Source organism: Rhodococcus sp. PAMC28707, from assembly GCF_004795915.1.
Classification (GTDB): domain Bacteria; phylum Actinomycetota; class Actinomycetes; order Mycobacteriales; family Mycobacteriaceae; genus Rhodococcoides.
Window position 1 is genome coordinate 1,120,252 of the sequence record NZ_CP039253.1, and the last position, 24,666, is coordinate 1,144,917.

The following is a 24,666-nucleotide window of genomic DNA, read 5'->3' on the forward strand; positions in this document are numbered from 1 at the left end:
CCGCCATCATGTGCAGGTCACTCCAGCTCGGCGGCCAGCTCCATCCAACGCTCCTCGGCGACGTCCTTGTCCGCCACCACCTGCTTGAGCTCGGTATCCAATGCCACGAGCTTGCCCGGATCGGTGGCCACCTCCGCCAGTTCGGCGTGCAGCTCCGCTTCCCGCTTCGACAAACGAATGACGGACTTCTCCAGTTTGCTGAGCTCTTTACGAGCAGCCCTCTCGGATCCTGCATCACGTACAGCGGTCTTGACGACACCGCCCGTGGTCAGCGAGTCCGGTGTCGCCTCGGCCGCCATCACCGCGCGCCGACGCAAGTACTCCTCGATGCCACCGGGAAGGTTGGTGAGCTTGCCATCGCCGAACAGCGCCCAGGTCGAGTCACAGATGCGCTCGATGAGGTACCGGTCGTGACTGATGACCACCATGGTCCCCGCCCAGCCGTCGAGCAGGTCCTCGAGCTGTTGCAGCGTGTCGATGTCGAGATCGTTGGTGGGCTCGTCGAGCAACAGCACGTTGGGCTCCGCCATCAATACCCGTGTGAGCTGCAACCGTCGACGCTCGCCGCCGGACAGATCACCGACCGGAGTGCGCTGACGGGCCGGGGTGAACCCGAGACGTTCGGCGAGCTGGCCCGCCGATACCTCTTTGTCGCCCAGGGTAATTCGCTCAGCTACCTCTTTGACCGCGTCGAGAACTCGCAGCTTCTTGGGCAGATCGTCCAATTCCTGCTTGAGCCAACCGATCTTGACGGTCTGGCCTTGAATACGCTTGCCAGTGGCGGGTTCCAACTCACCGGCAAGGGTGCGCAGGAGCGTGGTCTTACCGGAACCGTTCACCCCGACCAGACCCACTCTTTCACCCGGCGCCAGGCGCCAGGTGAAGTCGCGGACCAGTTCACGGCCGTCCGGAGTTTCGAGTCGCGCATCTTCCAGTTCGATGACGACCTTGCCGAGTCGACGCTGCGCGAACGACGCCAAGGCAACGGAGTCACGGGGCGCAGGCACGTCGGCGATCAACGCTTCGGCCGCTTCGATCCGGTACTTGGGCTTCGAGGTCCTGGCCGGTGCGCCGCGACGCAGCCACGCCAACTCCTTACGCGCAAGGTTGCGTCGACGTTCCTCGGAAGCATCGGCCTGCCTACTGCGCTCGGCACGGGCGAACACCCAGTCGTTGTATCCACCCTCGTAGGTTTCGACGCCGCCGCCGACGACCTCCCACGTCTGGTTCGCCACCGTGTCGAGGAACCAACGATCGTGGGTGACGACGACGAGAGCGCTGCGACGCGAAACCAGATGCGCGGCGAGCCACTGCACGCCTTCCACGTCGAGATGGTTGGTCGGCTCGTCGAGCACCAACAGGTCGAGATCCTGGACCAGCGCCGCCGCCAGCGCGACTCTTCGGCGCTCACCGCCGGACAGGTTGTCGATGGAAGCGTCGAGGCCCGAGCTACCGATAGGACCGAGGTCGGCAATACCGATGCCGGTCAGGATGTTACGTACGCGCGAGTCGCCTGCCCACTCGTGCTCGGCCATGCCGAGTGGGTCGAGAACGACCTGCCCGACGGTCGAACCCGGAGGCAGCACGCCGCGCTGGGTGACGACGGCCATCCGCAGTCCACCGACCCGGCTGACCCGCCCCGAGTCGGGCGGCTCGATGCCGGCAAGAACCTCGAGCGTGGTGGTCTTACCACCACCATTGAGGCCGACCATGCCGATGCGTTCGCCCTCCTGCACACCGAGGGAGACTCCGTCGAGCAGCGGTTTGACGCCGAAAGACTTGGAGACGTTTTCGAGATTGACGAGATTGACCATCAGGAGAAACCAATCGATTCACTAGTTACCACGCGAGCGCCGGGAACCGGGCCGCTCGCGACACGCACGGTGCGGCAGACACCCGCACCGGATAGTTCAGCACTGACCGACACTGCGGTATCAGCGTCAGCACACAGAAAAGCGCACGTGGGACCCGACCCCGAGACGATCCCGGCCAGAGCGCCTGCGCTCACCCCTGCGCGCAAGGTGCGGCGCAGTTGCGGAAGCAGCGATAGCGCAGCAGCCTGCAGATCGTTACCGAGAAGCGGCGCAAGCGCATTCGCATCACCGGTCGCGAGCGCATGCATCAGAGCCTCGGGCTCACCGACGCGCGGCGGGTTTCCCTTGGCGCGCAGCTCGTCCAACTCGGCGAATACGGCTGGGGTCTGCAGGCCGCCCTTGGCCAAGGCGAGAACCCAATGAAATGTGTTGCGCGAGAGTATCGGAAGTAGCTTCTCCCCCCGGCCGGTACCCATCGCGGTTCCGCCGTGCAGAACGAACGGGACATCGCTGCCGAGCTCGGCGGCCAGATCGGTCAACTCCGCTCGGGAAAGATCCAGATCCCACAGGGCGTTGAGCGCGACGAGCGTCGCCGCTGCGTCCGTACTCCCACCTGCCATACCGCCTGCAACCGGGATGCCCTTGTCGATAGTGATCTCGACGCCCGGCTCACGTCCGACGGCATCGGCCAACAGGACCGCTGCCTTCCACACCAGATTGCGCTCGTCGGTCGGGACCGACCGCGCATCATCGCCGCGAACGGTCACGCGCAAGGTCCGAGCCGGCACCACCGAAACTTCGTCGGCCAACGACAGCGCCTGAAACACCGTGGTGAGCTCGTGATAGCCGTCCTCGCGCAGGTCACCGACCGAGAGGTGCAAATTCACCTTGGACGGAGCCCTGACGACTACGGGGCTGGGGACGACTGAGAGCACGAGGGTCAACAGTAGTGGAGAAATCGTGGTACCCCACATTCGTGTGGCCGTCCTAACTCCCCGATCACCCCGACCGCGGACAGTATCGGTCCGCAATTACTGCCATTATCGGGGTATGCGGGAAACCTCGGCACGACTTCTGAAGTTGCTGTCCCTGCTCCAGACACGACGTGACTGGGCAGGGGCCGACCTCGCGGACCGACTGCACGTCACCCCGCGCACCGTCAGACGCGACGTAGACAAGCTCCGCGAGATCGGATACCCGGTCCACGCCACCGCAGGTGTCGGCGGCGGCTATCAGCTGGGTGCGGGCGCCGAAATGCCTCCCCTGCTACTCGACGACGACGAAGCACTCGCAGTGGCATTCGGACTCCAATCCGCGGCCGGCGGCTCGGTAGCGGGCATCGGAGAGGCGTCGTTGCGCGCGCTGACCAAGTTGCGCCAGGTGATGCCGTCGCGCATTCGGCACCGACTCGACGCACTACGCATCGACGTCGTAGACCGTCCGGACGCACTATCCGCCGTCGACGCTGCGGTGTTGTCGGCAGTTGCGGGCGTGTGCCATGGCCATGAACGACTGCGATTCGACTACCGCAGCCACGACGGGACCGAGACCCGGCGCGAGGTGGAGCCCTACAGCCTGGTGCGGGCGGGCTCCCGGTGGTACCTACTCGGATGGGACCTCAACCGTCAGGACTGGCGATCGTTCCGCGTCGACCGGCTCCAACCGAAGATTCCGACGGGTCCACGCTTCACCCCACGAGAATTGCCCGACGGCGGGGCAGCGGCATTCGTCGCGCGGGGAATCGACCGTGCACTCGCTCAGGCGCAGGCACGGATACGGCTGCATTCTCCGATCGAGACGATCACACCGATGGTCGACGCGGAATGGGGCACTCTCGAGTCCGAAAGCGACGAGACCTGCATCCTCGCCTTGGCCGGAGATTCACTGCCCTCGATCGCTCGATGGCTGTCCGCCTTCGACACGGACTTCACGGTCCTCGATCCGCCGCAACTCGCCGACGAGTGCCGGGTGCTCGCGGAGCGACACATAAAGCTCAGCCGTCGGTACCGAGCGGGTGCGGACGGGGTCGCTTGAATGAATCACTGAAGTTATCTGATCGTATGAGTGGACCATCGAAGCGATCTGGACCGAAGCGATACGCGGGTCAGGCTTCGGTTGCCGCCAACCGCACGTAGGCCGCAGCGTCGAGTGTTTCCCCGCGAGCAGATGGGTCGATCCCGGCTTCGCGTAACCGGCGCTCCGCGATGACGGGCGAGCCGGCCCAACCGCTGAGTGCTGCACGGAGGGTTTTGCGACGTTGCGCGAATGCGGCGTCGATGACGGCGAACACGGCACGTCGATGGGCGTCGTCCATAGACCACGGTGGCTCGGCGTACCGGTCGAGCCGTACCAGCCCGGACTCCACTTTCGGCACCGGCCAAAATACCGAGCGCCCGACGGATCCTGCTCGTTTGACGGTTCCGAAGAATCCTGCCTTGACGCTGGGAATGCCGTAGATCTTGTTGCCGGGGTCTGCAGCGAGTCGATCGGCTACTTCTGCCTGCACCATCACCAAAGCAGTGCGGAGCGACGGTAGTTCCGAAAACAGGTGCAGCAGAACCGGAACCGCAACGTTGTAGGGAAGATTCGCGACGAGGGCAGCCGGCTCCCCCGGGATGTCGGCGGCCTTGATTCGTAGCGCGTCGTACTCGACGACGGTGAGACGGTCGGCCAGCGACGGTGCTCGCTCGGCCACTGTCTGTGGCAACCGCGATGCCAGCTTGGGATCGATCTCGATGGCAATGACGGAGTCTGCGACGTCGAGCAGGGCCAGCGTCAGTGAGCCCAGACCGGGCCCGACCTCGAGGACGGTATCGCTGCCACAGATGTCGGCTGCGGCCGCAATGCGTCGCACTGTGTTGGCGTCGTGCACGAAGTTCTGGCCGAGTTGTTTGGTAGGACGCACGTCCAACTCGGCAGCGAGAGATCGCACCTCCGCAGGCCCTAGCAGCGCCGCGGGTTCCCGCACATGTTCTTGCACTGTGAAAACTCTACGCACCTGTCATCGGTAGCCGAGGCGGGAGGTGCACGCCGGCCACGCTCCCCATCCCTGGGACTTCTGCGTCACCGAAGCGATGGCGATCTGCTCTTCGCGGCTCGCAAGGTCAGCCCGGGGCGCGTACTTGAGGCCGCCTTGGCGCTCCCAGGTGTTCTGGTCGAACTGCACGCCACCGAAGAATCCGTTGCCGGTATTGATGGCCCAGTTACCTGTTGCTTCACATTGTGCGAGTGAGTCCCAGGTGCTGCCGTTCTCGACGGGCGGGACCTCGGTGCCAGGCTTGGCACCGACTCGAACTACTTTCGGTTGCGCCGGAACCTTGACGGTCTCGGTTACCTTTTCGCGGCCGACTTCCTTGCCGTTGACGGTGTTGATCGCCCAGGTGATGTCGGAGATGCCGGGTGCGCCCGGATTCTCGAGGACGGTACGGCTCATGTTCATCGTCGGGTCCTCGATGCGCTGCTCGGGTGGCGCTACATCGGCGGTCTCGGACTTGGTCTCGGTTCGATCTCGGGTGACGATGATCGACGCGCCCTCGGTAACGATCTCGTCGGGTGCAGGGACCACTGTGTCAGCTTCTTGGAGTGGCGCGCCTGCCTGCTCGAGAAGTTCCCGGACGGTAGGTGCCGCCAGTGTCACCGGTGCGGCCGGAGCAGCTCCGTCGACGAGCGAGACCTGCTTGGGCAGTGCGATTTCCAGCGACGTACCTTCCAGTGGCAGTCGCTCACCGCGCGAAGCGGAAACGTGCACGTCCTGGGCCAGGTCCATCTGCGAAAGGGCTTCGTCGACCGTCAGTGCTGTGGTCCAGACCTCGCGGGGTTGGCCATCCACCGTCACGCTCAGTTCGCGAGCGCGCCGGAGGACGACCGTCTCGCCGTCGGACAGCGACGAATCGCCGGAAGGCACTACGAGATCCTTGTCGCTCGGTTCGTATCCAGCCGCACCCAACGCGCCGTTGACGTCGGACGTCATCGTGCTGAGCGTGATCATCTCGCCATCGACGTCGATTGTCACGGTTTTGTGACGAGCGACGGCGGTGGCGCCCCCGACGATCAACGTCGCCAGCAGCGCGGCGACCACCAGGTAGAAGGTCAAAGACCTGGTGGAGTTAAGGCGGGCAATACTAGACACAAGCGATTCCTGGATTCTGGAGCGTTACCTTCTGTTCGAAACGCCCGGCGGTCGGTCACGGTACGGTAACGAACTGATGGATATCTCGCAACCCAAGCAAGCAACCGACTGTAAGTGAAGTCGAGTTATGTCTTTCCGCTACCGGCCCGGCGGGAGCGAGTACACCCGTTCCGCATTGGCAGTGACGTGGGCGGCAAGATGCCCAGGGTCCTGACCCCGGATCTCCGCGAGCACCCGGGCGGTGTACGGCAGGCAGTAGGACTCGTTCGGGGCCCCACGGTAAGGATGGGGCGTCAGAAAGGGAGCGTCGGTTTCCACCAGTAACTGCGCATCCGGGATCAGTGCGGCCGCTTCTCGTAGAGCGTGAGCGTTCTTGAAACTGACGGTCCCGGACAGGCTCAGCACGTACCCGGCGTCGATGCATGCCCTCGCCATCTCCGGCCCCGAGGAGAAGCAATGGAAGATCACAGTCTCCGGGGCGCCTTCGGATTTCAGGACCGCAAGCAGATCGTCGTCGGCCTCACGATTGTGAATCATCAGCGGCTTGCGCAGCCGCTTCGCCAGATCTATGTGCCAGCGAAAACCTTCGTGCTGTTCCTCGACCGTCGCGCACCCGTCGAGTTTGCCGGGCCAGTAGTAGTCCAGGCCTGTCTCCCCCACCGCGACGACCCGAGGATCGGCGGAAAGCTGCTCGATCTCGGTGCGGGTCGTCTCGTCGAGCACGTTGGCTCGCGTCGGATGTATCGCCGTGGCCGCCCACACTCGCCGATCCCAGTGAGCTGCGTCGACAGCGAAGCGTGCGGCGGCAAGGTCGTCGGCAACGGTCACCACGCGAGAAACGCCTACGGACTCGGCTCGGTCGAGGATGGAAGCCACACTGGCCGCATCGACGGCACCACATGCGTCCAGGTGGGTATGGGCGTCGACGAGGTGGCCGAGCGGCTCGGGCAATGGTGGTGCGGGACGGTCTTTGCTCACGCCGATAGAGTAGGCGAACCATGACTGCGCCAGCTGATGCCTCACGGCCATCCTTCTATGTCACAACTGCCATTGCGTACCCGAACGGCGTTCCGCACATCGGACACGCCTACGAGTACATCGCGACGGATGTGATCGCCCGATTCAAGCGACTCGACGGTTTCGACGTCATGTTTCTGACCGGAACCGACGAACACGGCCTGAAGATGCAGCAGACGGCCGTCAAGGAAGGCATCGACGTCGTCGATCTCGCTGCACGTAACTCCGATGCCTTCGAGGAGCTCGACAAGGCTCTCGGCATCTCCCACGACAGGTTCATCCGCACCACCGACGAAGACCATCACGCCGCCAGCAAGGAGCTGTGGAGGCGCATGGAGGCCAACGGGGACATCTACCTCGACGCATTCTCCGGTTGGTACTCCGTTCGCGACGAGGCCTTCTACACCGAGGCCGAGACCACAGTCGCCGACGACGGCACCCGGGTCGCCACCGAAACGAACACTCCGGTCGAGTGGACCGAGGAAGCGTCGTACTTCTTCCGCCTGTCTGCGTATCAGGACAAGCTCCTCGCGCTCTACGACGCGCAGCCCGACTTCATCGCACCTGTCTCGCGCCGCAACGAGATCGTCAACTTCGTCAAGGGCGGGCTGCGAGATCTGTCGATTTCTCGGACGACGTTCGACTGGGGAATTCAGGTACCGAACGATCCCGAGCACGTGATGTACGTGTGGGTCGACGCATTGACCAACTACATCACCGGCGTCGGCTACCCGGATACCGAGTCGGCGAAGTACCAGAAGTATTGGCCCGCAGACCTTCACATCATCGGCAAGGACATCACGCGTTTCCATACCGTGTTCTGGCCTGCGTTCCTGATGTCCGCCGGTGTCGAACTACCCAAGAGGGTGTTCGTCCACGGTTTCTTGAACAACAAGGGCGAGAAGATGTCCAAATCGGTCGGCAACGTCGTCGACCCCTTCGCATTGGTCGAGGAGTTCGGACTCGATTCACTCCGATTCTTCCTGTTGCGCGAGGTCTCGTTCGGCCAGGACGGGAGCTACAGCGCCGAGGCGATCGTGACGCGGATGAACGCAGACCTGTCGAACGAACTCGGCAACCTGGCGCAGCGATCACTGACGATGGTCGCCAAAAACTGTGATGCAGTAGTGCCGACACCGGGCGAATTCACCGCCGAGGACTCCGCGATGCTGGCACGCGCAGACGAACTGCTCGAGATCTGCCGACGCGAATTCGACGTGCAGGCACTGCATTCGGCCGTCGAGGCAATCTGGTCGGTTCTCGGCGAGACGAACCGCTACTTCTCGCAGCAGGAGCCATGGGTACTGCGCAAGACGGACCCGGCGCGCATGGCAACTGTGCTCTACGTGACGATGGAGGTGCTGCGCATCGTCGGCATTCTGGTGCAGCCGATCATGCCTGACTCGGCCGCCCGGATCCTCGAACTACTCGGCAGTCCAGCGCACGAGTTCGCCGATATCGGCACCCGAATCGTCGTAGGTACGCCACTGCCGGCCCCGTCTCCGGTCTTCCCGAAGTACGAGGTCAAGTAGCGCCCAGGGTGGTGGCGGCGGGGGTGGCGGCGTGGTCGTGCCGCTCCCCGCTTCGCTTGAATGGTCCATTCATACGATCAGATAACTTGAAGCGCACATTCAAGCGGCGGTAAGCGGGCTGAGCGGCTGCGGAGCATACCGCCGCCGCCTATAGGGTCTTTTCCAACTCCTCCAGGGAGTTCTCCAGGTGCGTCAGCATTCTCTGCAGATGCGGGACGCTGCGCCGGCAGCAGATGAGCCCGAAGTTCAGGGAATCGCCGTTGCTGGCGACGGTGATGTTCAACGCCATTCCGTCGCAGACGATCGAAGCCGGGTAGATACCGTCGAGTTTGGCTCCGTTCCAATACAATTCCTCGGAGGTGCCCGGCACGTTCGAGATGATGACATTGAACGGCGGGGGTGTGTAGTTGACGAAGCCTGGTACCGGTCCGAACAGCAACGGCGCCACGGTCACTGCGCCGATTGCCAGTGATTCGAGGGTGTTGAGTTCGCGCATCATGCTCTTGCCCTTGGCGGTGGAGTCGGTGATGGCGTCGAGTCGGGCAAGTGGGTCGGATTCGTGGGTGCCGAGATTGCACAGAATCACCGAGACCGAGTTACCGGGCCCTTTGTCCTCCCCTGGTGTGCGGAGGGATACCGGAACCATTGCGATCAAGGGTGCTCGAGGGAGCGCTTCCTGGTCGATGAGGTAGGAGCGCAGCGCACCGGAGCACATTGCGAGCACGATGTCGTTCAGCGTTACCCCTCTGGCTTTGGCCACCTTGGTCATTCGCTCGATGGACCAGCTTTCGGCCGCGAAACGTCGAGCTCCGCCGATCGGTACGTTGAACATCGTGCGGGGTGCGCGCAGAGGGAGTTGCGCCCCTTCGTTTCGCATGGCGCGCAATCCGATTCGGGTTGCAGCGGGCAAAAAGTCCATGAGATCAGCGGCAATTGTGCGTCCTAGAGTCAACCCGCCGGTGATTCGTTCGAGTGTGGACGGTGTTTCACGCGCCTTCTTCTCGCGGAACAGGGACGGATCCCATGTTGCGACACCGTTTCTGTCATCGGGATCGGTACTGAGAGCGTTGAGCGTCAATTTCAGGGCCGACACACCGTCGACGAGGGAGTGATGCACCTTTGTGTACAGCGCGATGCGGCCGTCGACGAGACCTTCGATGATGTGTACTTCCCACATCGGCCGGTACCGGTCGAGCGGAGTGCTGTGATTGAGCGAAAGGAACTGGAACAGCTCTCTGATTCGCCCGGGAGAGGGCAGAACTGTCCTCCTTACGTGGTAGTCGAAGTCGATGTCCGGCTCACGTGACCATGCGAGGCTGCCCATCACGTTGACGGGGCGACCGGGGCGCTTACGGAACAACTCGTGGACTTCACCCGTCGTCAACTTGTCGTGGACCTCTTGTGCGAACTCGTGCGGATCCCCGGGTGGCACGAACAATTGGAGACTTCCGACGTGCATCGGATGCTCACGCGATTCAGCGATCAGGAACATGGATTCGGTAACGGGCATGAGCGCCATGTGGATCACCTTTGAGCCTAGTTTCGATTACGGTGTGACATCGAACACGACCTTACGTTCGGGCGATATATGTCACACGCTAAGGTCCGTTAGTAGGAGTTCCAAACAACTGTCGAATCGAGGCGAGGACGATGAACACAGCGCTCACCGCACTGCGGCAGCCACAGTCGACGCCTAACCGTGCGCCACGCAGGCATGATTTTCCTGGTGGAAGCCTGAGCTCACGAGCGCTGTCGACGGGCCTGCAGTACTCGATTCGACCGTTCTTGTCATTGTGGGCCAAGGCGCCACACCTTCCATGGCCGATGGGACTCGTCGACTACGCAGGCATGCTGTTGCCCGCAGTGAAGGGCGCGCAGTGCAACCGGATCATGCTGGCCGATTGCTACGCCGAATGGATCCGTGCCGAAGGGGTCCGAAACGACAATGTGGTGCTGTATCTGCACGGCGGAGCCTTCATCTGCTGCGGGCTCAATACCCACCGCAGGCTGACCTCTCGGATCTCGCAGTACGTCGATGCGCCCGTGCTATCGGTCGACTACCGGATGATGCCCCGTAATCCGATCGCTCATGCGGTCGAGGACGGCGTCGACGGTTACCGCTTTCTTCTCGATTCGGGATACCGCCCGGATCAGATCTTCATCGCCGGCGACTCTGCCGGTGGTTACCTCGCCTTCATGATCACCTTGGCGTTGGAGACGTTGGATCTACCGATGCCTGCCGGCATTTTCGCGATGTCACCGTTGACGGACATGGACCCGACGAACAAGCTCAACCACGAGAACGCGTCGAAATGCGCTATCTTCCCGCCCGAGGCAGTGCCTCCGCTGACTGTGCTGGCAGAGAGAGTCGAAGCCCGGATCGTCGTCGAAGGAGAACAGGGGCCGAGGGTTTCACCCGTCGACGCAGACCTACGCGGGTTACCGCCGGTGCTGATTCAAGCTGGTTCCACCGAGATGATCCTCGCCGACGCCGAGTTGATGACGGAGAGGCTCGGCGCTGCGGGCGTCGATTGCGAACTCCAAGTATGGGCGGATCAGGTGCACGTGTTCCAGGTCGCAGACTTCCTGCCGGAAGCACACCGCGCGCTGCAGCGGATCGGTGACTTCGTGCGCTCGCATGGCTCGATTCCTGTCGCGGACCGCTCGGCCTGAGTTACGTTGTCCACATGGCAGTCACAGCGAACAAAGACGTAGATATCGATGCCGATCCTGCGGCGGTGCTCGATGTCCTCGCAGATGTGGAAGGGCTCCCGTCGTGGTCGCCGGTCCACAAGAAGGTCGAAGTCATCGACCGTTTCGACGACGGCCGCCCCCATCACGTCAAGATGGCGGTATCGATCCTGGGAATCAGCGACGAACAGGTAGTGGAGTACACCTGGACCGATACGACTGTCAGCTGGGACCTGGTGGAGGGGTCGCAGCAGAAGGCGCAGCACGGCGAGTACACATTGACGCCGACAGCCAGGGGCACTCATGTGGCGTTCGAGTTGACCATCGATCCGAAGATTCCGATTCCAGGTTTTATTGTCCGCAAGGGCACCAAGACGATTCTCGAAGCAGCAACAGAAGGGCTGCGTCAGCAGGTCGTCGGTTGATCTCCGATAGAAGCGGCGCCGCGTTCGCATCTGTCAAAATCACTCCATGACTCCATCCACGCCACGCCGGTACGGCGGCATGAGCGCAGACCAACGAGCAGTCCAACGACGCGAGAGTTTGCTCGAAGCAGGGTTGGACGTGTTTGCAGCTACCGGGAAAAGTGGTGCCACGATGACTGCCATCTGTAGCCGCGCCAAGCTGACGGAACGATATTTCTACGAAAGCTTCACTGGCAGAGACGATCTCCTACAGAAAGTCCTGGACGGTATCGCCGACGAAGTTCGACAGGCTGGGTTGGCCGCGCTTCGATCGAGCACCGGAACACTGGAGGAACGCGTACGAAATGCCATCTCCTCCTTCGTCACCATCCTCACCGAAGATCCCCGCAAGGGTCGAGTTGCGATGATCGAATCCGCTGCGTTCGAGCCCCTGCGCACCCACCGTCGTGCAGCTCTACGGGGCTTCGCTCAGATGGTCGCAGACGAAGCGACCCGAATGTACGGCGATCGAGCGTGGCCACCACACCAGGGAGAAATCAACGGCCTGTTGTTCGTCGGCGGCTTGGCCGAGCTGGTCACCGCATGGCTGAACGACGAAATCACCATCACTCCCGAGGAGATCGTCGATGCGGCGACCTACCAATTCACCTCCACGGCCCACCGCTGAAGGCCAGTCCGAAACTTACGACAGTGTGTCCTGCGCCGCTTTACGAGAATCGAGAACTGCCTCGTACAGCTCGCGTTTGCTGACGCCGCCGACGGCCAACTCGGCGCATGCATCCTTGAGCCGCATGCCCGACGCAACCAGTTCTTCTACCTCACCGATCAGATCTTCCGGTTCTGCGGCAACGGGCTGCGCTCCGGCGAGCACGACGGTGATCTCGCCGCGAACCCCGTCGGCGGCCCACACTGCAAGCTCGCCGAGCGTGCCACGCTTGACTTCCTCGTAGGTCTTCGTCAGCTCCCTGCAGACCGCAGCACGCCGATCCGGGCCGAGTACTGCGACGGCGTCGTCGAGACTGGCAGCGAGTCGATGAGGCGCCTCGAAGAACACGCAGGCGCGCGATTCCGTCCGCAAGGACTCGAAAAAGGTTCTCCGTTGGCCTTGCTTGCGCGGTGGGAACCCGTCGAAACAGAACCGTTCGACGGGTAGTCCGGACAGCGCGAGTGCGGTGGTCACCGCGGAAGGGCCCGGCAGACAGGTGACCGGAAGGTCGGCGTCGACGCAGGCGGCCACCAGCCGGTACCCAGGGTCGCTGACGGACGGCATGCCCGCGTCGGTGACCAGCAAGACCGACTTCTCGGCACGGATCGCGTCGAGCAGCCCGGGAAGACGCGCGGTTTCGACCTGGTCGTAGAAGCTGATCACTTTGCCGGTGATGGTCACCCCGAGCGAACTCGCCAGCTGTTTGGTCCTTCGGGTGTCTTCTGCTGCGACGACGTCGGCCGTGGCCAGTGCGTCGCGCAGTCGCTGGGACGCATCACCCACGTCGCCCATGGGTGTTGCGGCAAGGATCAGCATGCACCCATCATCCCCCACACCGACCTTCTCGCATTCCGCTGCGCCGCCTACGATCGGCATGTGACCCTGTCGACCGATGCGCGCCCCGTCGTCAGTCCTGGGCCCACCACTGCGGCGGCCGACTTCTACCGCGATACCGATCGGCGACGCGGATGGATCGTCACTCTCGTTCTCACTGCAATCGCCGCCATCACCCGTTTCGCGATTCTGCGTTACCCCACCGATGCCGGCACGCCGGTCTTCGACGAGAAGCATTACGCCCCGCAAGGATGGCAGGTGCTCACCGGCGGTGGGGTCGAGGACAATCCCGCTTACGGGCTCGTAGTGCATCCGCCCGTCGGCAAGCAATTGATCGCAGCCGGGGAAGCACTGTTCGGCTACAACGGTTGGGGTTGGCGGTTCTCGTCGGCGCTCTTCGGAACTCTGTTGGTGCTGATCGTGATTCGGATAGTACGACGGATGGCGCGGTCGACGCTGGTGGGCGCGATTGCCGGCGTCCTACTGATCGCCGACGGCGTCACATTCGTCTCCTCACGCGTCGGCATGCTCGACATCTTCCTGGCGTTCTTCGTGACCGCGGCGCTGGGTTGCCTGGTGGTCGATCGAGACGATGTCCGTGAACGTATGGCGAAAGTGCGAAGCGAAGGACGTATCAAGGCAAGCGAATTCGGGCCGAGGCTCGGTGTCCGCTGGTGGCGTTTCGGCGCCGGAATCATGCTCGGGCTTGCCTGCGGAACCAAGTGGTCCGGGATGTACTTCATCGCGTTCTTCGGACTGTTGTGCGTCGGATTCGACGTCGCGGCCCGCCGCGCGAACGGAGTATCTCGGCCCTGGATCGGTACGGCACTTCGAGACATAGGGCCGTCGCTGTACGCCCTCGTCGTGGTGCCGTTGATCGTCTATTTGTGCACGTATTCAGGGTGGTTCGCCAGCGAGACCGGAGTCGATCGCCATGCCGTCGGGAATCAGGTCGGTACGGGCGGGCTGTTCTCGTTCGTCCCGGATGCACTGCGCTCACTGTGGTATTACAGCGGCAATGTTCTGACTTTTCACGAGGGTCTCACCAATTCGGTGGGCAACCGTCACCCCTGGGAATCGAAGCCGTGGACGTGGCCGATGGGCTTGCGCCCGATGCTGTACTACTTCGCCGACGGTGAGCAAGTGCAGGGCTGCTCGACGCAGTCGTGCGTCAAAGCCATCATGCTCATCGGCACGCCGGCCATGTGGTGGCTCGCGGTGCCGATGCTCGCGTGGGGATTGTGGATGTTCCTGGTCCGCCGAGATTGGCGGTTCGCCGCAGTCATCGTTGGGTACGCCGCAGGATTTTTGCCATGGTTCATCACGCTCGATCGGCAGATGTACTACTTCTACGCAGTCGCGATGGCCCCGTTCATGGTGATGGGGCTCGCGTTGATACTCGGGCAGATCATCGGGCGCGCACGCGCGTCCGCCGAACGTAGAGGCACGGGGCTACTACTGGTGTGTCTGTATGTCGGCCTGGTGGTTGCGAACTTCATCTGGTTGTGGCCGATCCTGACCGCGATGCCGATCTCACCGGAGCTGTGGCAGCAACAACTCTGGCTGCCGAGTTGGCGCTAGGGAACATCTTTTTTGCAGGCTGGGGACCTCACGATCCTTGCTCGTAAGCAAGCCAGTTGTCGGCGGGCGAGTCCAGCGATCGCAAGGTGTTCTTGTCAGGAGCGCACTGCGCTGTGTACATCCAGCCATGACGCGAAATCACATCGCTTCGCTTTCCGTCTACGAAGTACACACAGTTGTCCTCGCCAACGTAGATGACGGAGAATTGCACACCGTCAATCTCCGTTGATGCGAGGCGAGAATTTCCGTCGCGCAGCATGGTTCGGGCGAGTTCTTCCATCTGACCGTGTGCGCGATCGAAGTCCCGGTGCACGGGTAGATCAACCAGTTCGAACGCAGCAGCAGTAGTTAGGACGAGCAGCGGTGTGAGCGCACTTGCCCACGTCAGTCTGCGATGTCGTGTCCAGTACTTGTACAACCTGACTGCCCACACGCTGCCAGTGGCGACGAGGCCGAAAAGTGCCAGCCACACGGTTGCGAAGTCGAGAAGTGTGTCCTCGGGTGAGGGGTATTCCCACCACTCGTATCGCATCCCGGCAAGGAGGACGAGGAACAGAACAGCCGCGAGCGCAGTGCCAAGCCCCCGACGACTACCTCGCCGGGGTTGCTTATCGCGCGTCTCGCTCATGCGGCTGAGGTGCGCGGGCGCGACTTGTGCAGTGCAGCGGCAACCGATCCGAGGACGACCAGGGGTACTGCGGAAAGCAGCTCTCCCCAGTACGAGGACCAATTGATCAGCCCGATGATCGACACCCCCACCAGTATTGCGACGGCCAACCAGGAAACCCACTGTCGCATCGCCACTGCCGCGACCAGCGGCGGTGCTGTGAGCAACAACCCGAGCCCGACCACCGGCCACACCCCGATTACGTCGACGATACGGTCTTCGCACCGATAGGAGGACCGGCTTTCTCCGATCTTCGAGCACTCCAACGACACATCACTCATCGACCCCGACGTCCACACCAACGCGCCGAACGCCAACGCGGCCACAGCGGTGAACCACCATATAAATCTCGACACGTCGGCAGCGTATCCCGTCTCAGTTCCGCGATTCGTACGTCTACAGCAGACCGGATCGTCAGCGACACCGGTACCGAGGCGATCTGCTCATACGGTTCGGCACCCCGTACATAGTCGGCAGGCCAGACAGCCACCCGACACGAAATTTGTCACGGTTCCGGACTGCCCTCGTGACCTCGATGACAACACTCACTGGGGCGGCCCCGCTACGCTCCGAAGATGGCCGTAATGAAGGAGATCAACAAGTGGATCGGTAGCCGGCCGACGGGTCTGCCTACTCGGTCGAAGCCTCCCGGCCCAATTCTGCTGGCGTTCGTCACCGTCGCAGTCATCGTGTGGGTGTGCCTGGACCGGAATTGGTGGTCGTCCCCTTTCGGTTCGTACACGTGGCTCGATCCCCTCCTCGCCGCGATGGCGTGCGTGCTGATATTTCTGGTGACCGGTCTGGTCTGGGCTATTCGCACCCTCTACGTTCTGGGTCGGGACCAGCGATGGGCGTGGTGGGTCGTACCGGCCCCAGCAGTCGTCCTCACCGGACTCGCCTTCCTGGCGCTGATGCCATCGACGTCGTTCCTCGATGAGCGGAGCGAATTCGAGGCCATTGCAGTCGCCATACATAACAAGCCCGGGGCCTATCGAGAGCACTTCGAGATCGGGCCCTTCGACATCAGAAGGGCCAGCAGTTCACCGACGGGTGAGGTGTATTTCGCCGGCAACGCAGGCATTTTCAGCACCTCCACCGGATGGGTCTACTCCCCAGACACCGAACCGGCAGGATTCACTACCCTCACCCACCTCGGCGGCCCCTGGTACGAGTACGAGTACGAGTACGCGCGGGGCTGACTATATGGCCCTTGCCGAAAGAGGAGAGCAGCAATGACTTTCGAGCTGTGTGCCGATTCGACACCCGCGCTGTGGATGACTTCTCAGAACTTGCCCTGGTACCGGCTTGCCGGGCGCGGACCGATCGGCTTCGAGAAGTATGCGCGACTGTTGTTCATCCCCGACCCGGAATTCTCCGGACAGAAAACCAGCGACATCGAATTCGACGGAGACGGCCCGAGCGAACTCATGCAGGTCGCAACAGCACTCAACGTCCTGACTGGGCACACGACCACCCCGGACGAATGCTACTTCGCAATCTGGGACGGATGGGATTCCATCACCATTGCACCGTGGCCGAACTTCAAGATTCCCAACCGCGACTACTGGCTCATACGCGGCACACTCGCCGACTACGAACACTGGAACAGCGACAATCCAGCATTGTGGGCTTACGGCGACACCCCTGATCCCGCCTTCATCTTCCCTGCCGACCACGCCTGGTGCATCACCAACGATGTCGATCCGCACTTTGCCACCATCGCAGCCGCAGCTGAGGCAATCGACGAGATTCTTGGAAACGATCAAATCGACACTGTCCTCGACGACCCCGATAGTGAACCCGACTACTGGTATTAGTTTCTCGCGCAATGGAAGTCGGCGGGCACTTTATGAGCTCACGACCGCGGACTGCTGGCGCGTCGTCCGAGCACCGCAATTCTTACTACGACGACAGCCACGGCTGTCAGTCGACCCGCAACAAAACTTTCACGGCTGCAGCCTGACGCGGCCCGACTCCACACTTTTTTGCGGAGTTGTCATTGAATTCGAGGGGTCCGTCGGTACAGTAAACATACGGTGACCCGACGCCCGTCACGCCTCGTCGTGCGGACTCCCCTACTGCGTCGGGAATTGGATGAACGCTACAAACCCACGCACCCTCCGCGTTTTCATTGCAGGGTGGGTCATTCAGGACGGTTCCTTTCCCCGTGCATCGATCGGAGACGCTGCAGACGTCGTCCTCGAGCACTGTTCGTCGGCGGATGCACCATCAATCTGCGATGAGACCCGTACTGCAACCGCCCGACCGGCCTACGGCAGAGGACCTACCCGGCACCGCGACGGCCAATGGCGGTGGCTTCATCTCCTCTACGGCGACGGTTGGAGCAGCAAGTGGTGGACAGATGAACCCACCCACGGTCCGGTCACACTGACGGGTATCTTCAGCGCTGGATCAGGTGAGCTGAACGGCATCGACACTCCTCCCCGCGTGTGCGGACGCATCACTCGAATGCATCTGGTGCACAAGCAGGTAGAGCCGATGGACAACGGTTGGACCGGCGTTGCCGGCACCGATCGACTTACCGAGATCGAGACGGTTCCTGCCGCTGGCAGATGGTGGCCCACCGAGAAGACCAAAGACGGCGACTTCGTCGAATCGGGTGTCCTGCTCGAACTCGATCTAGACAATGTACCCACGAAGCCAACACCTTTCGCGGCCGGAGCAGTGACGCTCGACGGCAATACCGTCTGGGTTATGCACCAGTCGGATCCGATCCTGCTTCGCGTTCGGACTGCGGGCGCAACGCCGATCATCACCCGCTACGTTCTGCCGCTGACGATCGAGCCACCTGTCGACCGCTGGGCACGTCGAATACATACCGACGACGGGATCTGGATCACGTCCGAGCACGACACCCACTACTGCACCATTGATCCCGACGGGGCGTTGAGTGTCGACCGAATCATCACCGAAGGTGGTTGGGCAAGCGCAGTCCACGACGGACAGCTGTACTACCTGGGATCCACCCGATCGGCCATGAGTAGCGACCGGCGGTACGGCATCATACGCACCTACCCGGATATGCAACGAGTGCGGTTGGTGGACAGAAGAGCTCGACGCATCGTGCCGGTCGACGAACCAGAAGGCATCGCAGGCTCTCGCGCGGATCGAGCAACCGGCCCTGACGGTACGCAATGGTGCGTCGACGGGACGGAAACTTTGCGACGCATCGACCCCGACGGTACGACATCGTCCATCGACCTGCCAGGTGAAGCAGTGACCGGCACCGTCGAGTGGACGACACCGGATGCGTTCGAGGACCCGGCCAACGAGGATGTAGTTTCTTCTATCACGGTCGACGATTCTCGCTTCATCCGAAAGACGGAGTAGCTACTCTGTCGGCCTTGTGCATCTGGCAGCTCTGGTCCCGCCTCAGCCGGGGGAACGATCAGGACTCGTCGCCGATATCGAAGGTCAATGAATGTCAAGCAAACGTTTGGCCCCAATCGCCATCCAGGAGACACCCGCTAGCGGCGTTTGCGCATTTTCGCCAAGCTCGTCTTGCCTCCGGAGACTCCGTCGAGGCTGAATCGCCCTGCGCCGACGGCCGCCAACAGTAGGGATCCGACTCCGAGCGCTACTACCAGCTCGTAGCCGCCCTCACCGACGAAGACCCCCATGTCGTAGTGGACGAACAGGAATGCCCCCAGCATGTCGACGAAGAGCAGAATGCCGACGATGGGAGTGAAGATGCCGAGAACGAGTGCGACTCCGCCGATGAGTTCGACGAAGGTTGCGAAGTAGGCGGATAAGCCTGGTAGAGGGACGCCCATGCCGTCGAAGGCGGCTTTCGTGGCGTCGAGGCCGTTGGTGTTGAGTTTTTGCCAACCGTGGGCGATGAAAATGATGCCGAGACCGAGTCGGGCCACCAGCGTTGCTACGTCACGGAAGATGTTCGAGTTCATGTCAGTTCCTTCGGGGCGGCAGCGAGACACGGCAACTTTGACACAACGAGGTTGAAGCGTCAACTTGACGCGAGAGCCACATCGACGAGATCTCGCACTCGGGCGTCGGACAACCCTAATGCCCGAAGCTCTGCCACATACGACATCGCTGCCCGGGCGGCATTGTCCTCGGTGGGATCTCCTCCGGAAGCAATGAACGTACCGAGCCTGCCGCGAGCCTCGATGACTCCTTGCTGCTCGAGTTCCCGGTAGGCCTTCGCCACCGTGTGCGGCGCTATCGAAAGCTCCGCAGCCAGGCCCCGGACCGTCGGAATCTTCGTCTCCGCGATCAATTCTCCGCTTCGCACGAGATCGAGAATTCCACTGCGGAGTTGCTCGTACAGTGGGGTTTTGGATGCTGGATCGAGGTGCACTCGCATATGGACCCTTTGCTCAGGTGCCCCTGCAGAACCAGGACAGTCAGAGGGCATCTTCCAGGCGCACCCCACCAGAAGTCAACATCAGGGTCTTCCCGATCGTCGACGGCGTTTCGAGCAACGCGGCAATCACCTTTGCAACATCGCCGCGCGGCACCGTCCCTCGCTCGAGCGGTGGCTCGGACAAGGCAATATGCGCCGTCGCGTCCTCGTCGGTCAATCCTCCAGGACGAAGAATGGTCCAATCGAGTTTCGTTCTGGCTTTCAAATCCTCTTCGGCCGCCGTCTTGGCAGCCATGTACGCCTTCCAGCTGTCCTCGGCGTCATCGGCTACCGGCTCACCTGCACCGAAGGAACTGATCTGCACGAAACGCTTGACTCCGGCCCTCTCAGCGGCGTCGGCCAGCAGCACCGAACCTGCCCGGTCCACCGAATCCTTTCTCGCGGCCCCACCCGATCCACCCGACCCGGCAGCGAATACTGCGGCGTCGGCACCGGCGAGAACTGCTGCCACCTCGTCGACCGTCGCTGTTTCCAGATCGAGCACCGCGGGAAGGGCACCCAGCGACTCCACCTCACTCGCGTGCTCGGGATTGCGAATCAATGCGACCGCGCGGTCGCCATGCGCAGTGAGCACCTGAATCAGGTGTTGCGCGATCTTTCCGTGACCTCCAGCGATAACCACTCTCAGATCCGTCATGTCCAGTCGCCTACCCGGGTGGCAGAATCAACAAACATGGCTTCTACTGCGACTATTTACCACAACCCTCGCTGCAACACCTCTCGGACTGCGTTGAAGATCATCGAAGAATCCGGGCTGGAACCGACGATCGTGAAATACCTGGACACACCGCCGACGAAGGACGGTCTCCGCAAGCTTCTCGACGACGCCGGCCTTTCTGCGTCGCAAGCAATCCGCAAGAAGGAACCGGTCTACAAAGAACTCGACTTGGCACACGCCTCCGAGGACCAACTCATCGCGGCGATGGTCGAACACCCCATTCTCATCGAACGGCCGATCGTGGTGACGGACCAGGGAACGGTGCTGGCGCGACCAGCGGAGAAGGTCCGCGAAATTTTGTGATGCGCGGGTTCGCCGTGGGCATCGATGCCGGGCCTCCCACTCATACAGGGGGCTCGAGCGCATCGCGTGCCACGGGGCACGACATGCACCGCGGACCGCCACGTCCAGAGCCCAATTCCGAACCACTGATCCGCAGCACCTCGATGCCCGACGCCTCCAACCTGGCATTTGTCTCGACATTGCGTTCATAGGCGACGACGACACCGGGGGCAAGGGCGAGGGTGTTGTTGCCGTCGTCCCATTGCTCGCGTTCGGCGGTGACATGGTCGAGTCCGGTATCGATGACTCGGAGCTTGCCGATTCCCATCGCGGCCGCTGCAGCCTCCAGAAACGGATCGGCACCGCGGATGGAAACGCCGGCATCTTCTCGACGAATCGTGTACGCCGACAACGTGTTCTGAACGGCCGGATACATCACGACGGCATCGACATCGACCATCGTGCACACGGTGTCCAGATGCATCGACGCCCGCTCCTGCGCAATAGGAACGACCAGCACCGTATGTGCCAAGTCATCCTCGATCAGGCTGCGAGACAATGCTTCTGCACCGGCAGGAGTGGTGCGCTCCCCTACCCCTACGGCCACCACACCCGGGGCGAGCAACAGCACATCGCCTCCCTCGACCGGGGCCGTCCGCGATTCGTAGGCGCGCCGAATGCCGAGGAACCTGGGATGGAACGCATAGATCAGATCGGTCAACGTCGTCTCGCGCAGTCGAGCAGGCAACGCCAGGGATGTGATCGCGACGCGGTTACCGATCCAGAACGACGAGTCACGCGTGAACAGCAGATTCGGCAGCGGGTCGATGATGAAATCCGCTCCGTGGTGCATCCGACGAACCAGTGACGCATCACTGAGTTCGGGGTCACCGCTCTCCGCCTCCAGAAGCTCGTCGAACGTCATGCCTGCCATGAGGATCTGCGCCAACTCCGCTGCCGGGACCCCTCGCAGATGTGCGGAAAGATCGTGCGCCAACGCGCGGCCGAGACGCCGCTCGTTCACCGCCGCCGAAATGCCCTGCATCCGCGCAGCTCCGCTCACCGTCATCGCCTCGGTGAGCAACGTCGCCAACAACAGCACTTCGACGTCGCGGCCTCGCAGCAGTTCCGCGAACGCGTCGTGCTCCTCCTGCGCTCGATCGACCCACGGGATGCCGTCGAACAGCAGTTGATCACTGTTGCGGGGTGTGAGACGTCGCAGTTCGTCGCCCGGGCGGTGAAGCATCACCGTACGTAGCGTTCCTACCTCGGAATCAGCGCCGAGTTCTGCAGTCATCAGTCAACCGTAATGCGCTGTGCGCAACCTTGGGTCATTCGCTGAACTGTCGAACTATGTCCGAAGCAGCTTGCTGAACTGATCGTTGGCCTTCTGCAGCACGAACTCGTACGGTGGTGCGAACTTGCGTGCCCACCAATAGGCGAACCGAATGTCGTTCGACGAGTACACCAGATAGCGATTCTTGACGATGCCCGCCAGGATCGCCTCGGCCACCTTCTCCGGTTCGACGGCACGCGCTTCGAACCGATGTTGCAGCTTCTGCACTCGCGGATCGTTACGGTCGACGCCCGCGATGTCCACGGTGTCGACCAGGCCTGTCTTGACTCCGCCCGGCACGACGAGACTCACCCCGATACCGTGCCGCTTCAGGTCGTATCGGAGCACCTCGGATGCGCCGCGCAAACCGTATTTACTCGCACTGTAGGCGGCATGCCACGGCAATGGGATCAGCCCGGCGGCCGAGGAAACGTTCACCAGGTGTCCACCCCGGCCGGCTTTCACCATCGGCGGCAGGAAGTTCTCGATGACATGGATCGGCCCCATCAGATTTACATCGATCATGGACTTCCAGTGCCGATGCTCGAGGTTTTCCACGGTTCCCCACGCGGCAATCCCAGCGACGTTCATCACGATGTCCAGGCTGCCGCCCTCTGCGTGAACTTCGTCTGCGAATGCCGTCACATCTTCGAACACGGAAATATCGATCGCTTTTGAGCGAGAAACTATTCCACTTGCAGCCCGGACGGCGTCGACGGTGCTCTTCAGACTTATATCGTTGATGTCGGTGAGTACGAGTTCGGCACCGGCCGCACCGGCCGCGAGTGCTGTCGCACGGCCGATCCCGCTCCCAGCCCCGGTGATGAACGTCTTCTTACCGCGTAAATCGGTGATGCCCATGTCGGTGTCTCTTCTCCCCCACTCTCGGCGGCGTCCTGCGATGCGTTCCTGACCGCACCCTACGCGTCGACCGAGTTGCCACGGGGAACACCGAGTTGTCACAGGAAGCAAAGGCGGAGGACACTGCCAAAGCAGACAAGACGAGGAGATGACCATGGCACTGGTGTCCCGAGGATTCCACGGAAAGCGTCGAGGCAACGACGGCCGCACCCCACCAGGTCAGTATCTGGTCGACGATTTCCCAGTCTTGTCCCTCGGTCCGACACCCAGGGTGGACACGGACCGGTGGCAATTCACCATCTCCACCGAGATGGGTTCGAAGCATCAGTGGAGTTGGCAACAGATGCGTGCGCTGCCGGAAGAGAAACCGACAGTAGATATTCACTGTGTCACCAAGTGGTCGAAACTCGACACTCGATGGCGTGGAATCTCGCTCGACACGCTTCTCGCCGGTATCGAAACGCAGGCCACGCACGTCATGGCGCACAGCCACGACGGCTACACCACCAATCTCCCCCTATCCGATCTGCGGGGCGGAAAAGCTTGGCTTGCATACACATTCGACGGCAAACCGTTGTCTCCCGAACACGGAGGACCAGCTCGACTTCTGGTGCCGCACCTGTACTTCTGGAAGTCCGCGAAATGGATCGAGAAGTTGACGCTGCTCATGCGGGACGAACCAGGTTTCTGGGAGCGCAACGGCTATCACGACTACGGCGATCCCTGGCAGGAACAGCGATACCAAGGAGATTGAGCGCACCATGGAGTGGCTCGTCGCGACGCTTGTCGAGAAGATTCTCGAAACGCACACTGCCTGCACGCTGATCTACGACGTCGAAGGTTGGCCCGGACACCAGCCAGGTCAACATGTCGACGTGCGTCTCACCGCCGAGGACGGGTACAGCGCGCAACGAAGTTACTCTCTCGCCCAACCGGGCGCCGGTGACCGAATTGCGTTGACGGTTCAGACCGTCGCCGACGGCGAGGTATCGCCCTACCTGACGTCCACGCTGGAGGTCGGTGAGCAGATCGAGCTGCGCGGGCCGATCGGCGGTTGGTTCGTCTGGAACGAGGCCCGCCCGTCACCGGTCCTGCTGGTTGCGGGAGGGTCCGGCATCGTGCCGCTGATGGCGATGACGCGGGCCCGCAGTCTCAGCGCGAGGAAGACTCCGTTCCGGTTGATCTATTCGGCCAGGTCTTCGGACGACTTGATATACGCCCGAGAGCTCCGCTCACTGCCGGAGGGCGTCGAGGTCGATTATCGCTTCACCCGCGAGGCGCCGCCCGAATACGACGACCGGGTAGGCCGTCTGACTGCGCAGGATCTGGCATCGGAAAAGTGGCAACCAGACTCCTCGCCGGACTGCTTTGTCTGCGGTCCTACCGGTTTCGTCGAGTCGACTGCCGACATGCTCGTCGAACTAGGTCACGCGCCGTACCGGATCCGAACGGAACGTTTCGGTCCGACCTGAACCGGTGGCTCACAAGCGTCGTGACATCTCGTCGCGATACTCGTTTACGGTCTGCTCGATCCGCTCGGCGTCGGCTTCAGCTCCGCGCCGACGTGCGTCGTCGGCGCGGCTCTGCAGAGTACCGATTGCTTTTCGGAGTTCGGTGTCGGACATTACGCGGTAACTCGTTGCGTGGCTCATATCACACAGTGTCCGC

The 24,666-nt window shown here is 62.2% G+C and carries 27 protein-coding genes; 12 read left to right on the top strand and 15 right to left on the bottom strand.

The window, feature by feature from the left end:
• Nucleotides 1-17 precede the first annotated feature (17 nt).
• Together E5720_RS04960 and E5720_RS04965 are read right to left on the bottom strand one after the other, a co-directional pair.
• Nucleotides 18-1,814: an ABC-F family ATP-binding cassette domain-containing protein gene (locus E5720_RS04960; protein WP_136169714.1), complete on the bottom strand. Its 1,797-nt coding sequence runs from the start codon at nucleotides 1,812-1,814 to the stop codon at nucleotides 18-20.
• The gene (locus tag E5720_RS04965; protein WP_136169715.1) at nucleotides 1,814-2,749 is read right to left on the bottom strand and encodes a 4-(cytidine 5'-diphospho)-2-C-methyl-D-erythritol kinase; all 936 of its coding nucleotides are present in this window, start codon (nucleotides 2,747-2,749) and stop codon (nucleotides 1,814-1,816) included. The genes E5720_RS04960 and E5720_RS04965 overlap by 1 nt, the downstream gene beginning before the upstream one ends.
• 115 nt (nucleotides 2,750-2,864) lie before the next feature.
• On the opposite strand from E5720_RS04965, the gene E5720_RS04970 reads away from it, so the two are divergent.
• Nucleotides 2,865-3,848 carry a YafY family protein gene (locus E5720_RS04970; RefSeq protein WP_136169716.1) on the top strand — a complete coding sequence of 328 codons (984 nt, stop codon included), beginning with the start codon at nucleotides 2,865-2,867 and terminating at the stop codon, nucleotides 3,846-3,848.
• Between the two features lie 70 nt (nucleotides 3,849-3,918).
• Here E5720_RS04970 and rsmA read toward each other — a convergent pair whose 3' ends face one another.
• The 3 genes from rsmA to E5720_RS04985 all read right to left on the bottom strand — a co-directional run bounded on the left by rsmA (nucleotide 3,919) and on the right by E5720_RS04985 (nucleotide 6,921).
• The gene (gene rsmA, locus E5720_RS04975; protein ID WP_136169717.1) at nucleotides 3,919-4,794 is read right to left on the bottom strand and encodes a 16S rRNA (adenine(1518)-N(6)/adenine(1519)-N(6))-dimethyltransferase RsmA; all 876 of its coding nucleotides are present in this window, start codon (nucleotides 4,792-4,794) and stop codon (nucleotides 3,919-3,921) included.
• A gap of 21 nt (nucleotides 4,795-4,815) precedes the next feature.
• Nucleotides 4,816-5,943 carry a resuscitation-promoting factor gene (locus E5720_RS04980; protein WP_136169718.1) on the bottom strand — a complete coding sequence of 376 codons (1,128 nt, stop codon included), beginning with the start codon at nucleotides 5,941-5,943 and terminating at the stop codon, nucleotides 4,816-4,818.
• Nucleotides 5,944-6,081: 138 nt separating this feature from the next.
• Entirely contained in the window at nucleotides 6,082-6,921 is an 840-nt protein-coding gene (locus tag E5720_RS04985) for a TatD family hydrolase (protein ID WP_136169719.1), read from the bottom strand.
• 20 nt (nucleotides 6,922-6,941) lie between these two features.
• Between E5720_RS04985 and metG the strand changes: the two genes are divergently transcribed.
• On the top strand, nucleotides 6,942-8,492 hold the full coding sequence (gene metG / locus E5720_RS04990) for a methionine--tRNA ligase (protein WP_136169720.1): 1,551 nt from the start codon (nucleotides 6,942-6,944) through the stop codon (nucleotides 8,490-8,492).
• 148 nt (nucleotides 8,493-8,640) lie between these two features.
• On the opposite strand, the gene E5720_RS04995 is transcribed toward metG, so the two are convergent.
• The gene (locus tag E5720_RS04995) at nucleotides 8,641-10,011 is read right to left on the bottom strand and encodes a wax ester/triacylglycerol synthase family O-acyltransferase (protein WP_136169721.1); all 1,371 of its coding nucleotides are present in this window, start codon (nucleotides 10,009-10,011) and stop codon (nucleotides 8,641-8,643) included.
• 131 nt (nucleotides 10,012-10,142) lie between these two features.
• Here E5720_RS04995 and E5720_RS05000 point away from each other — a divergent pair, with 131 nt between their 5' ends.
• The 3 genes from E5720_RS05000 to E5720_RS05010 are packed head-to-tail and all read left to right on the top strand — an operon-like array spanning nucleotide 10,143 to nucleotide 12,275.
• Nucleotides 10,143-11,165: an alpha/beta hydrolase gene (locus E5720_RS05000; RefSeq protein WP_247596170.1), complete on the top strand. Its 1,023-nt coding sequence runs from the start codon at nucleotides 10,143-10,145 to the stop codon at nucleotides 11,163-11,165.
• A gap of 14 nt (nucleotides 11,166-11,179) precedes the next feature.
• The gene (locus tag E5720_RS05005) at nucleotides 11,180-11,608 is read left to right on the top strand and encodes an SRPBCC family protein (protein ID WP_136169723.1); all 429 of its coding nucleotides are present in this window, start codon (nucleotides 11,180-11,182) and stop codon (nucleotides 11,606-11,608) included.
• A 46-nt stretch (nucleotides 11,609-11,654) separates the two neighbouring features.
• A complete protein-coding gene (locus E5720_RS05010; RefSeq protein ID WP_136169724.1) occupies nucleotides 11,655-12,275 on the top strand; it encodes a TetR family transcriptional regulator in 621 nt (206 codons plus the stop codon).
• 15 nt (nucleotides 12,276-12,290) lie between these two features.
• On the opposite strand, the gene rsmI is transcribed toward E5720_RS05010, so the two are convergent.
• Nucleotides 12,291-13,130, bottom strand: a complete 840-nt coding sequence (rsmI, locus tag E5720_RS05015) for a 16S rRNA (cytidine(1402)-2'-O)-methyltransferase (protein ID WP_136172453.1) — start codon at nucleotides 13,128-13,130, stop codon at nucleotides 12,291-12,293.
• A 60-nt stretch (nucleotides 13,131-13,190) separates the two neighbouring features.
• Here rsmI and E5720_RS05020 point away from each other — a divergent pair, with 60 nt between their 5' ends.
• Nucleotides 13,191-14,729: a phospholipid carrier-dependent glycosyltransferase gene (locus tag E5720_RS05020; RefSeq protein WP_136169725.1), complete on the top strand. Its 1,539-nt coding sequence runs from the start codon at nucleotides 13,191-13,193 to the stop codon at nucleotides 14,727-14,729.
• A 28-nt stretch (nucleotides 14,730-14,757) separates the two neighbouring features.
• Here E5720_RS05020 and E5720_RS05025 read toward each other — a convergent pair whose 3' ends face one another.
• Together E5720_RS05025 and E5720_RS05030 are read right to left on the bottom strand one after the other, a co-directional pair.
• Nucleotides 14,758-15,357, bottom strand: a complete 600-nt coding sequence (locus tag E5720_RS05025) for a hypothetical protein (protein WP_136169726.1) — start codon at nucleotides 15,355-15,357, stop codon at nucleotides 14,758-14,760.
• Nucleotides 15,354-15,752: an ABC transporter permease gene (locus E5720_RS05030; RefSeq protein ID WP_247596171.1), complete on the bottom strand. Its 399-nt coding sequence runs from the start codon at nucleotides 15,750-15,752 to the stop codon at nucleotides 15,354-15,356. The genes E5720_RS05025 and E5720_RS05030 overlap by 4 nt, the downstream gene beginning before the upstream one ends.
• A 219-nt stretch (nucleotides 15,753-15,971) precedes the next feature.
• Between E5720_RS05030 and E5720_RS05035 the strand changes: the two genes are divergently transcribed.
• The 3 genes from E5720_RS05035 to E5720_RS05045 all read left to right on the top strand — a co-directional run bounded on the left by E5720_RS05035 (nucleotide 15,972) and on the right by E5720_RS05045 (nucleotide 18,747).
• Complete coding sequence (locus E5720_RS05035; protein ID WP_136169727.1) at nucleotides 15,972-16,595, top strand: DUF1109 domain-containing protein; 624 nt, start codon at nucleotides 15,972-15,974, stop codon at nucleotides 16,593-16,595.
• Between the two features lie 33 nt (nucleotides 16,596-16,628).
• Nucleotides 16,629-17,213 carry a hypothetical protein gene (locus E5720_RS05040; RefSeq protein WP_136169728.1) on the top strand — a complete coding sequence of 195 codons (585 nt, stop codon included), beginning with the start codon at nucleotides 16,629-16,631 and terminating at the stop codon, nucleotides 17,211-17,213.
• A 277-nt stretch (nucleotides 17,214-17,490) separates the two neighbouring features.
• Nucleotides 17,491-18,747, top strand: coding sequence for a hypothetical protein (locus E5720_RS05045; protein ID WP_136169729.1), 1,257 nt, complete (start codon nucleotides 17,491-17,493; stop codon nucleotides 18,745-18,747).
• Between the two features lie 137 nt (nucleotides 18,748-18,884).
• Here E5720_RS05045 and E5720_RS05050 read toward each other — a convergent pair whose 3' ends face one another.
• Genes E5720_RS05050 through E5720_RS05060 form a run of 3 tightly spaced genes read right to left on the bottom strand, consistent with a single transcriptional unit; the run spans nucleotide 18,885 to nucleotide 20,438 of the window.
• Nucleotides 18,885-19,322 carry a DoxX family protein gene (locus E5720_RS05050; RefSeq protein WP_136169730.1) on the bottom strand — a complete coding sequence of 146 codons (438 nt, stop codon included), beginning with the start codon at nucleotides 19,320-19,322 and terminating at the stop codon, nucleotides 18,885-18,887.
• 59 nt (nucleotides 19,323-19,381) lie between these two features.
• Entirely contained in the window at nucleotides 19,382-19,741 is a 360-nt protein-coding gene (locus tag E5720_RS05055) for a GntR family transcriptional regulator (protein WP_136169731.1), read from the bottom strand.
• A gap of 40 nt (nucleotides 19,742-19,781) precedes the next feature.
• Nucleotides 19,782-20,438 carry an NAD(P)H-binding protein gene (locus E5720_RS05060; protein ID WP_136169732.1) on the bottom strand — a complete coding sequence of 219 codons (657 nt, stop codon included), beginning with the start codon at nucleotides 20,436-20,438 and terminating at the stop codon, nucleotides 19,782-19,784.
• Between the two features lie 36 nt (nucleotides 20,439-20,474).
• Between E5720_RS05060 and arsC the strand changes: the two genes are divergently transcribed.
• Complete coding sequence (arsC, locus tag E5720_RS05065; RefSeq protein WP_136169733.1) at nucleotides 20,475-20,822, top strand: arsenate reductase (glutaredoxin); 348 nt, start codon at nucleotides 20,475-20,477, stop codon at nucleotides 20,820-20,822.
• A 40-nt stretch (nucleotides 20,823-20,862) separates the two neighbouring features.
• Here the strand turns inward: arsC and E5720_RS05070 are convergent, their stop codons facing one another.
• Both E5720_RS05070 and E5720_RS05075 read right to left on the bottom strand, forming a co-directional pair.
• Nucleotides 20,863-22,098: an arginine deiminase gene (locus E5720_RS05070; RefSeq protein WP_136169734.1), complete on the bottom strand. Its 1,236-nt coding sequence runs from the start codon at nucleotides 22,096-22,098 to the stop codon at nucleotides 20,863-20,865.
• 54 nt (nucleotides 22,099-22,152) lie between these two features.
• Nucleotides 22,153-22,998, bottom strand: coding sequence for an SDR family oxidoreductase (locus tag E5720_RS05075; protein WP_136169735.1), 846 nt, complete (start codon nucleotides 22,996-22,998; stop codon nucleotides 22,153-22,155).
• A 154-nt stretch (nucleotides 22,999-23,152) separates the two neighbouring features.
• On the opposite strand from E5720_RS05075, the gene E5720_RS05080 reads away from it, so the two are divergent.
• The gene (locus tag E5720_RS05080) at nucleotides 23,153-23,752 is read left to right on the top strand and encodes a sulfite oxidase-like oxidoreductase (RefSeq protein WP_136169736.1); all 600 of its coding nucleotides are present in this window, start codon (nucleotides 23,153-23,155) and stop codon (nucleotides 23,750-23,752) included.
• Nucleotides 23,753-23,759: 7 nt separating this feature from the next.
• Complete coding sequence (locus E5720_RS05085; RefSeq protein ID WP_136169737.1) at nucleotides 23,760-24,470, top strand: ferredoxin reductase; 711 nt, start codon at nucleotides 23,760-23,762, stop codon at nucleotides 24,468-24,470.
• A 9-nt stretch (nucleotides 24,471-24,479) separates the two neighbouring features.
• Here E5720_RS05085 and E5720_RS21590 read toward each other — a convergent pair whose 3' ends face one another.
• On the bottom strand, nucleotides 24,480-24,650 hold the full coding sequence (locus E5720_RS21590; RefSeq protein ID WP_168708283.1) for a hypothetical protein: 171 nt from the start codon (nucleotides 24,648-24,650) through the stop codon (nucleotides 24,480-24,482).
• Nucleotides 24,651-24,666 lie beyond the last annotated feature (16 nt).

Bases quoted from the DNA above. Each gene is read 5' to 3' on its own strand.
- E5720_RS05055 (WP_136169731.1), bottom strand. From the start codon at position 19,741: ATGCGAGTGCACCTCGATCCAGCATCCAAAACCCCACTGTACGAGCAA.
- E5720_RS05025 (WP_136169726.1), bottom strand. From the start codon at position 15,357: ATGAGCGAGACGCGCGATAAGCAACCCCGGCGAGGTAGTCGTCGGGGG.
- E5720_RS05005 (WP_136169723.1), top strand. From the start codon at position 11,180: ATGGCAGTCACAGCGAACAAAGACGTAGATATCGATGCCGATCCTGCG.
- E5720_RS04970 (WP_136169716.1), top strand. From the start codon at position 2,865: ATGCGGGAAACCTCGGCACGACTTCTGAAGTTGCTGTCCCTGCTCCAG.
- E5720_RS05035 (WP_136169727.1), top strand. From the start codon at position 15,972: ATGGCCGTAATGAAGGAGATCAACAAGTGGATCGGTAGCCGGCCGACG.
- E5720_RS05000 (WP_247596170.1), top strand. From the start codon at position 10,143: ATGAACACAGCGCTCACCGCACTGCGGCAGCCACAGTCGACGCCTAAC.
- E5720_RS05060 (WP_136169732.1), bottom strand. From the start codon at position 20,438: ATGACGGATCTGAGAGTGGTTATCGCTGGAGGTCACGGAAAGATCGCG.
- E5720_RS05070 (WP_136169734.1), bottom strand. From the start codon at position 22,098: ATGACTGCAGAACTCGGCGCTGATTCCGAGGTAGGAACGCTACGTACG.
- E5720_RS05045 (WP_136169729.1), top strand. From the start codon at position 17,491: ATGAACGCTACAAACCCACGCACCCTCCGCGTTTTCATTGCAGGGTGG.
- rsmI (WP_136172453.1), bottom strand. From the start codon at position 13,130: ATGCTGATCCTTGCCGCAACACCCATGGGCGACGTGGGTGATGCGTCC.
- E5720_RS05040 (WP_136169728.1), top strand. From the start codon at position 16,629: ATGACTTTCGAGCTGTGTGCCGATTCGACACCCGCGCTGTGGATGACT.
- arsC (WP_136169733.1), top strand. From the start codon at position 20,475: ATGGCTTCTACTGCGACTATTTACCACAACCCTCGCTGCAACACCTCT.
- E5720_RS21590 (WP_168708283.1), bottom strand. From the start codon at position 24,650: ATGAGCCACGCAACGAGTTACCGCGTAATGTCCGACACCGAACTCCGA.
- E5720_RS05085 (WP_136169737.1), top strand. From the start codon at position 23,760: ATGGAGTGGCTCGTCGCGACGCTTGTCGAGAAGATTCTCGAAACGCAC.
- E5720_RS05010 (WP_136169724.1), top strand. From the start codon at position 11,655: ATGACTCCATCCACGCCACGCCGGTACGGCGGCATGAGCGCAGACCAA.
- metG (WP_136169720.1), top strand. From the start codon at position 6,942: ATGACTGCGCCAGCTGATGCCTCACGGCCATCCTTCTATGTCACAACT.
- E5720_RS04960 (WP_136169714.1), bottom strand. From the start codon at position 1,814: ATGGTCAATCTCGTCAATCTCGAAAACGTCTCCAAGTCTTTCGGCGTC.
- E5720_RS05080 (WP_136169736.1), top strand. From the start codon at position 23,153: ATGGCACTGGTGTCCCGAGGATTCCACGGAAAGCGTCGAGGCAACGAC.
- E5720_RS05075 (WP_136169735.1), bottom strand. From the start codon at position 22,998: ATGGGCATCACCGATTTACGCGGTAAGAAGACGTTCATCACCGGGGCT.
- E5720_RS04995 (WP_136169721.1), bottom strand. From the start codon at position 10,011: ATGGCGCTCATGCCCGTTACCGAATCCATGTTCCTGATCGCTGAATCG.
- E5720_RS05050 (WP_136169730.1), bottom strand. From the start codon at position 19,322: ATGAACTCGAACATCTTCCGTGACGTAGCAACGCTGGTGGCCCGACTC.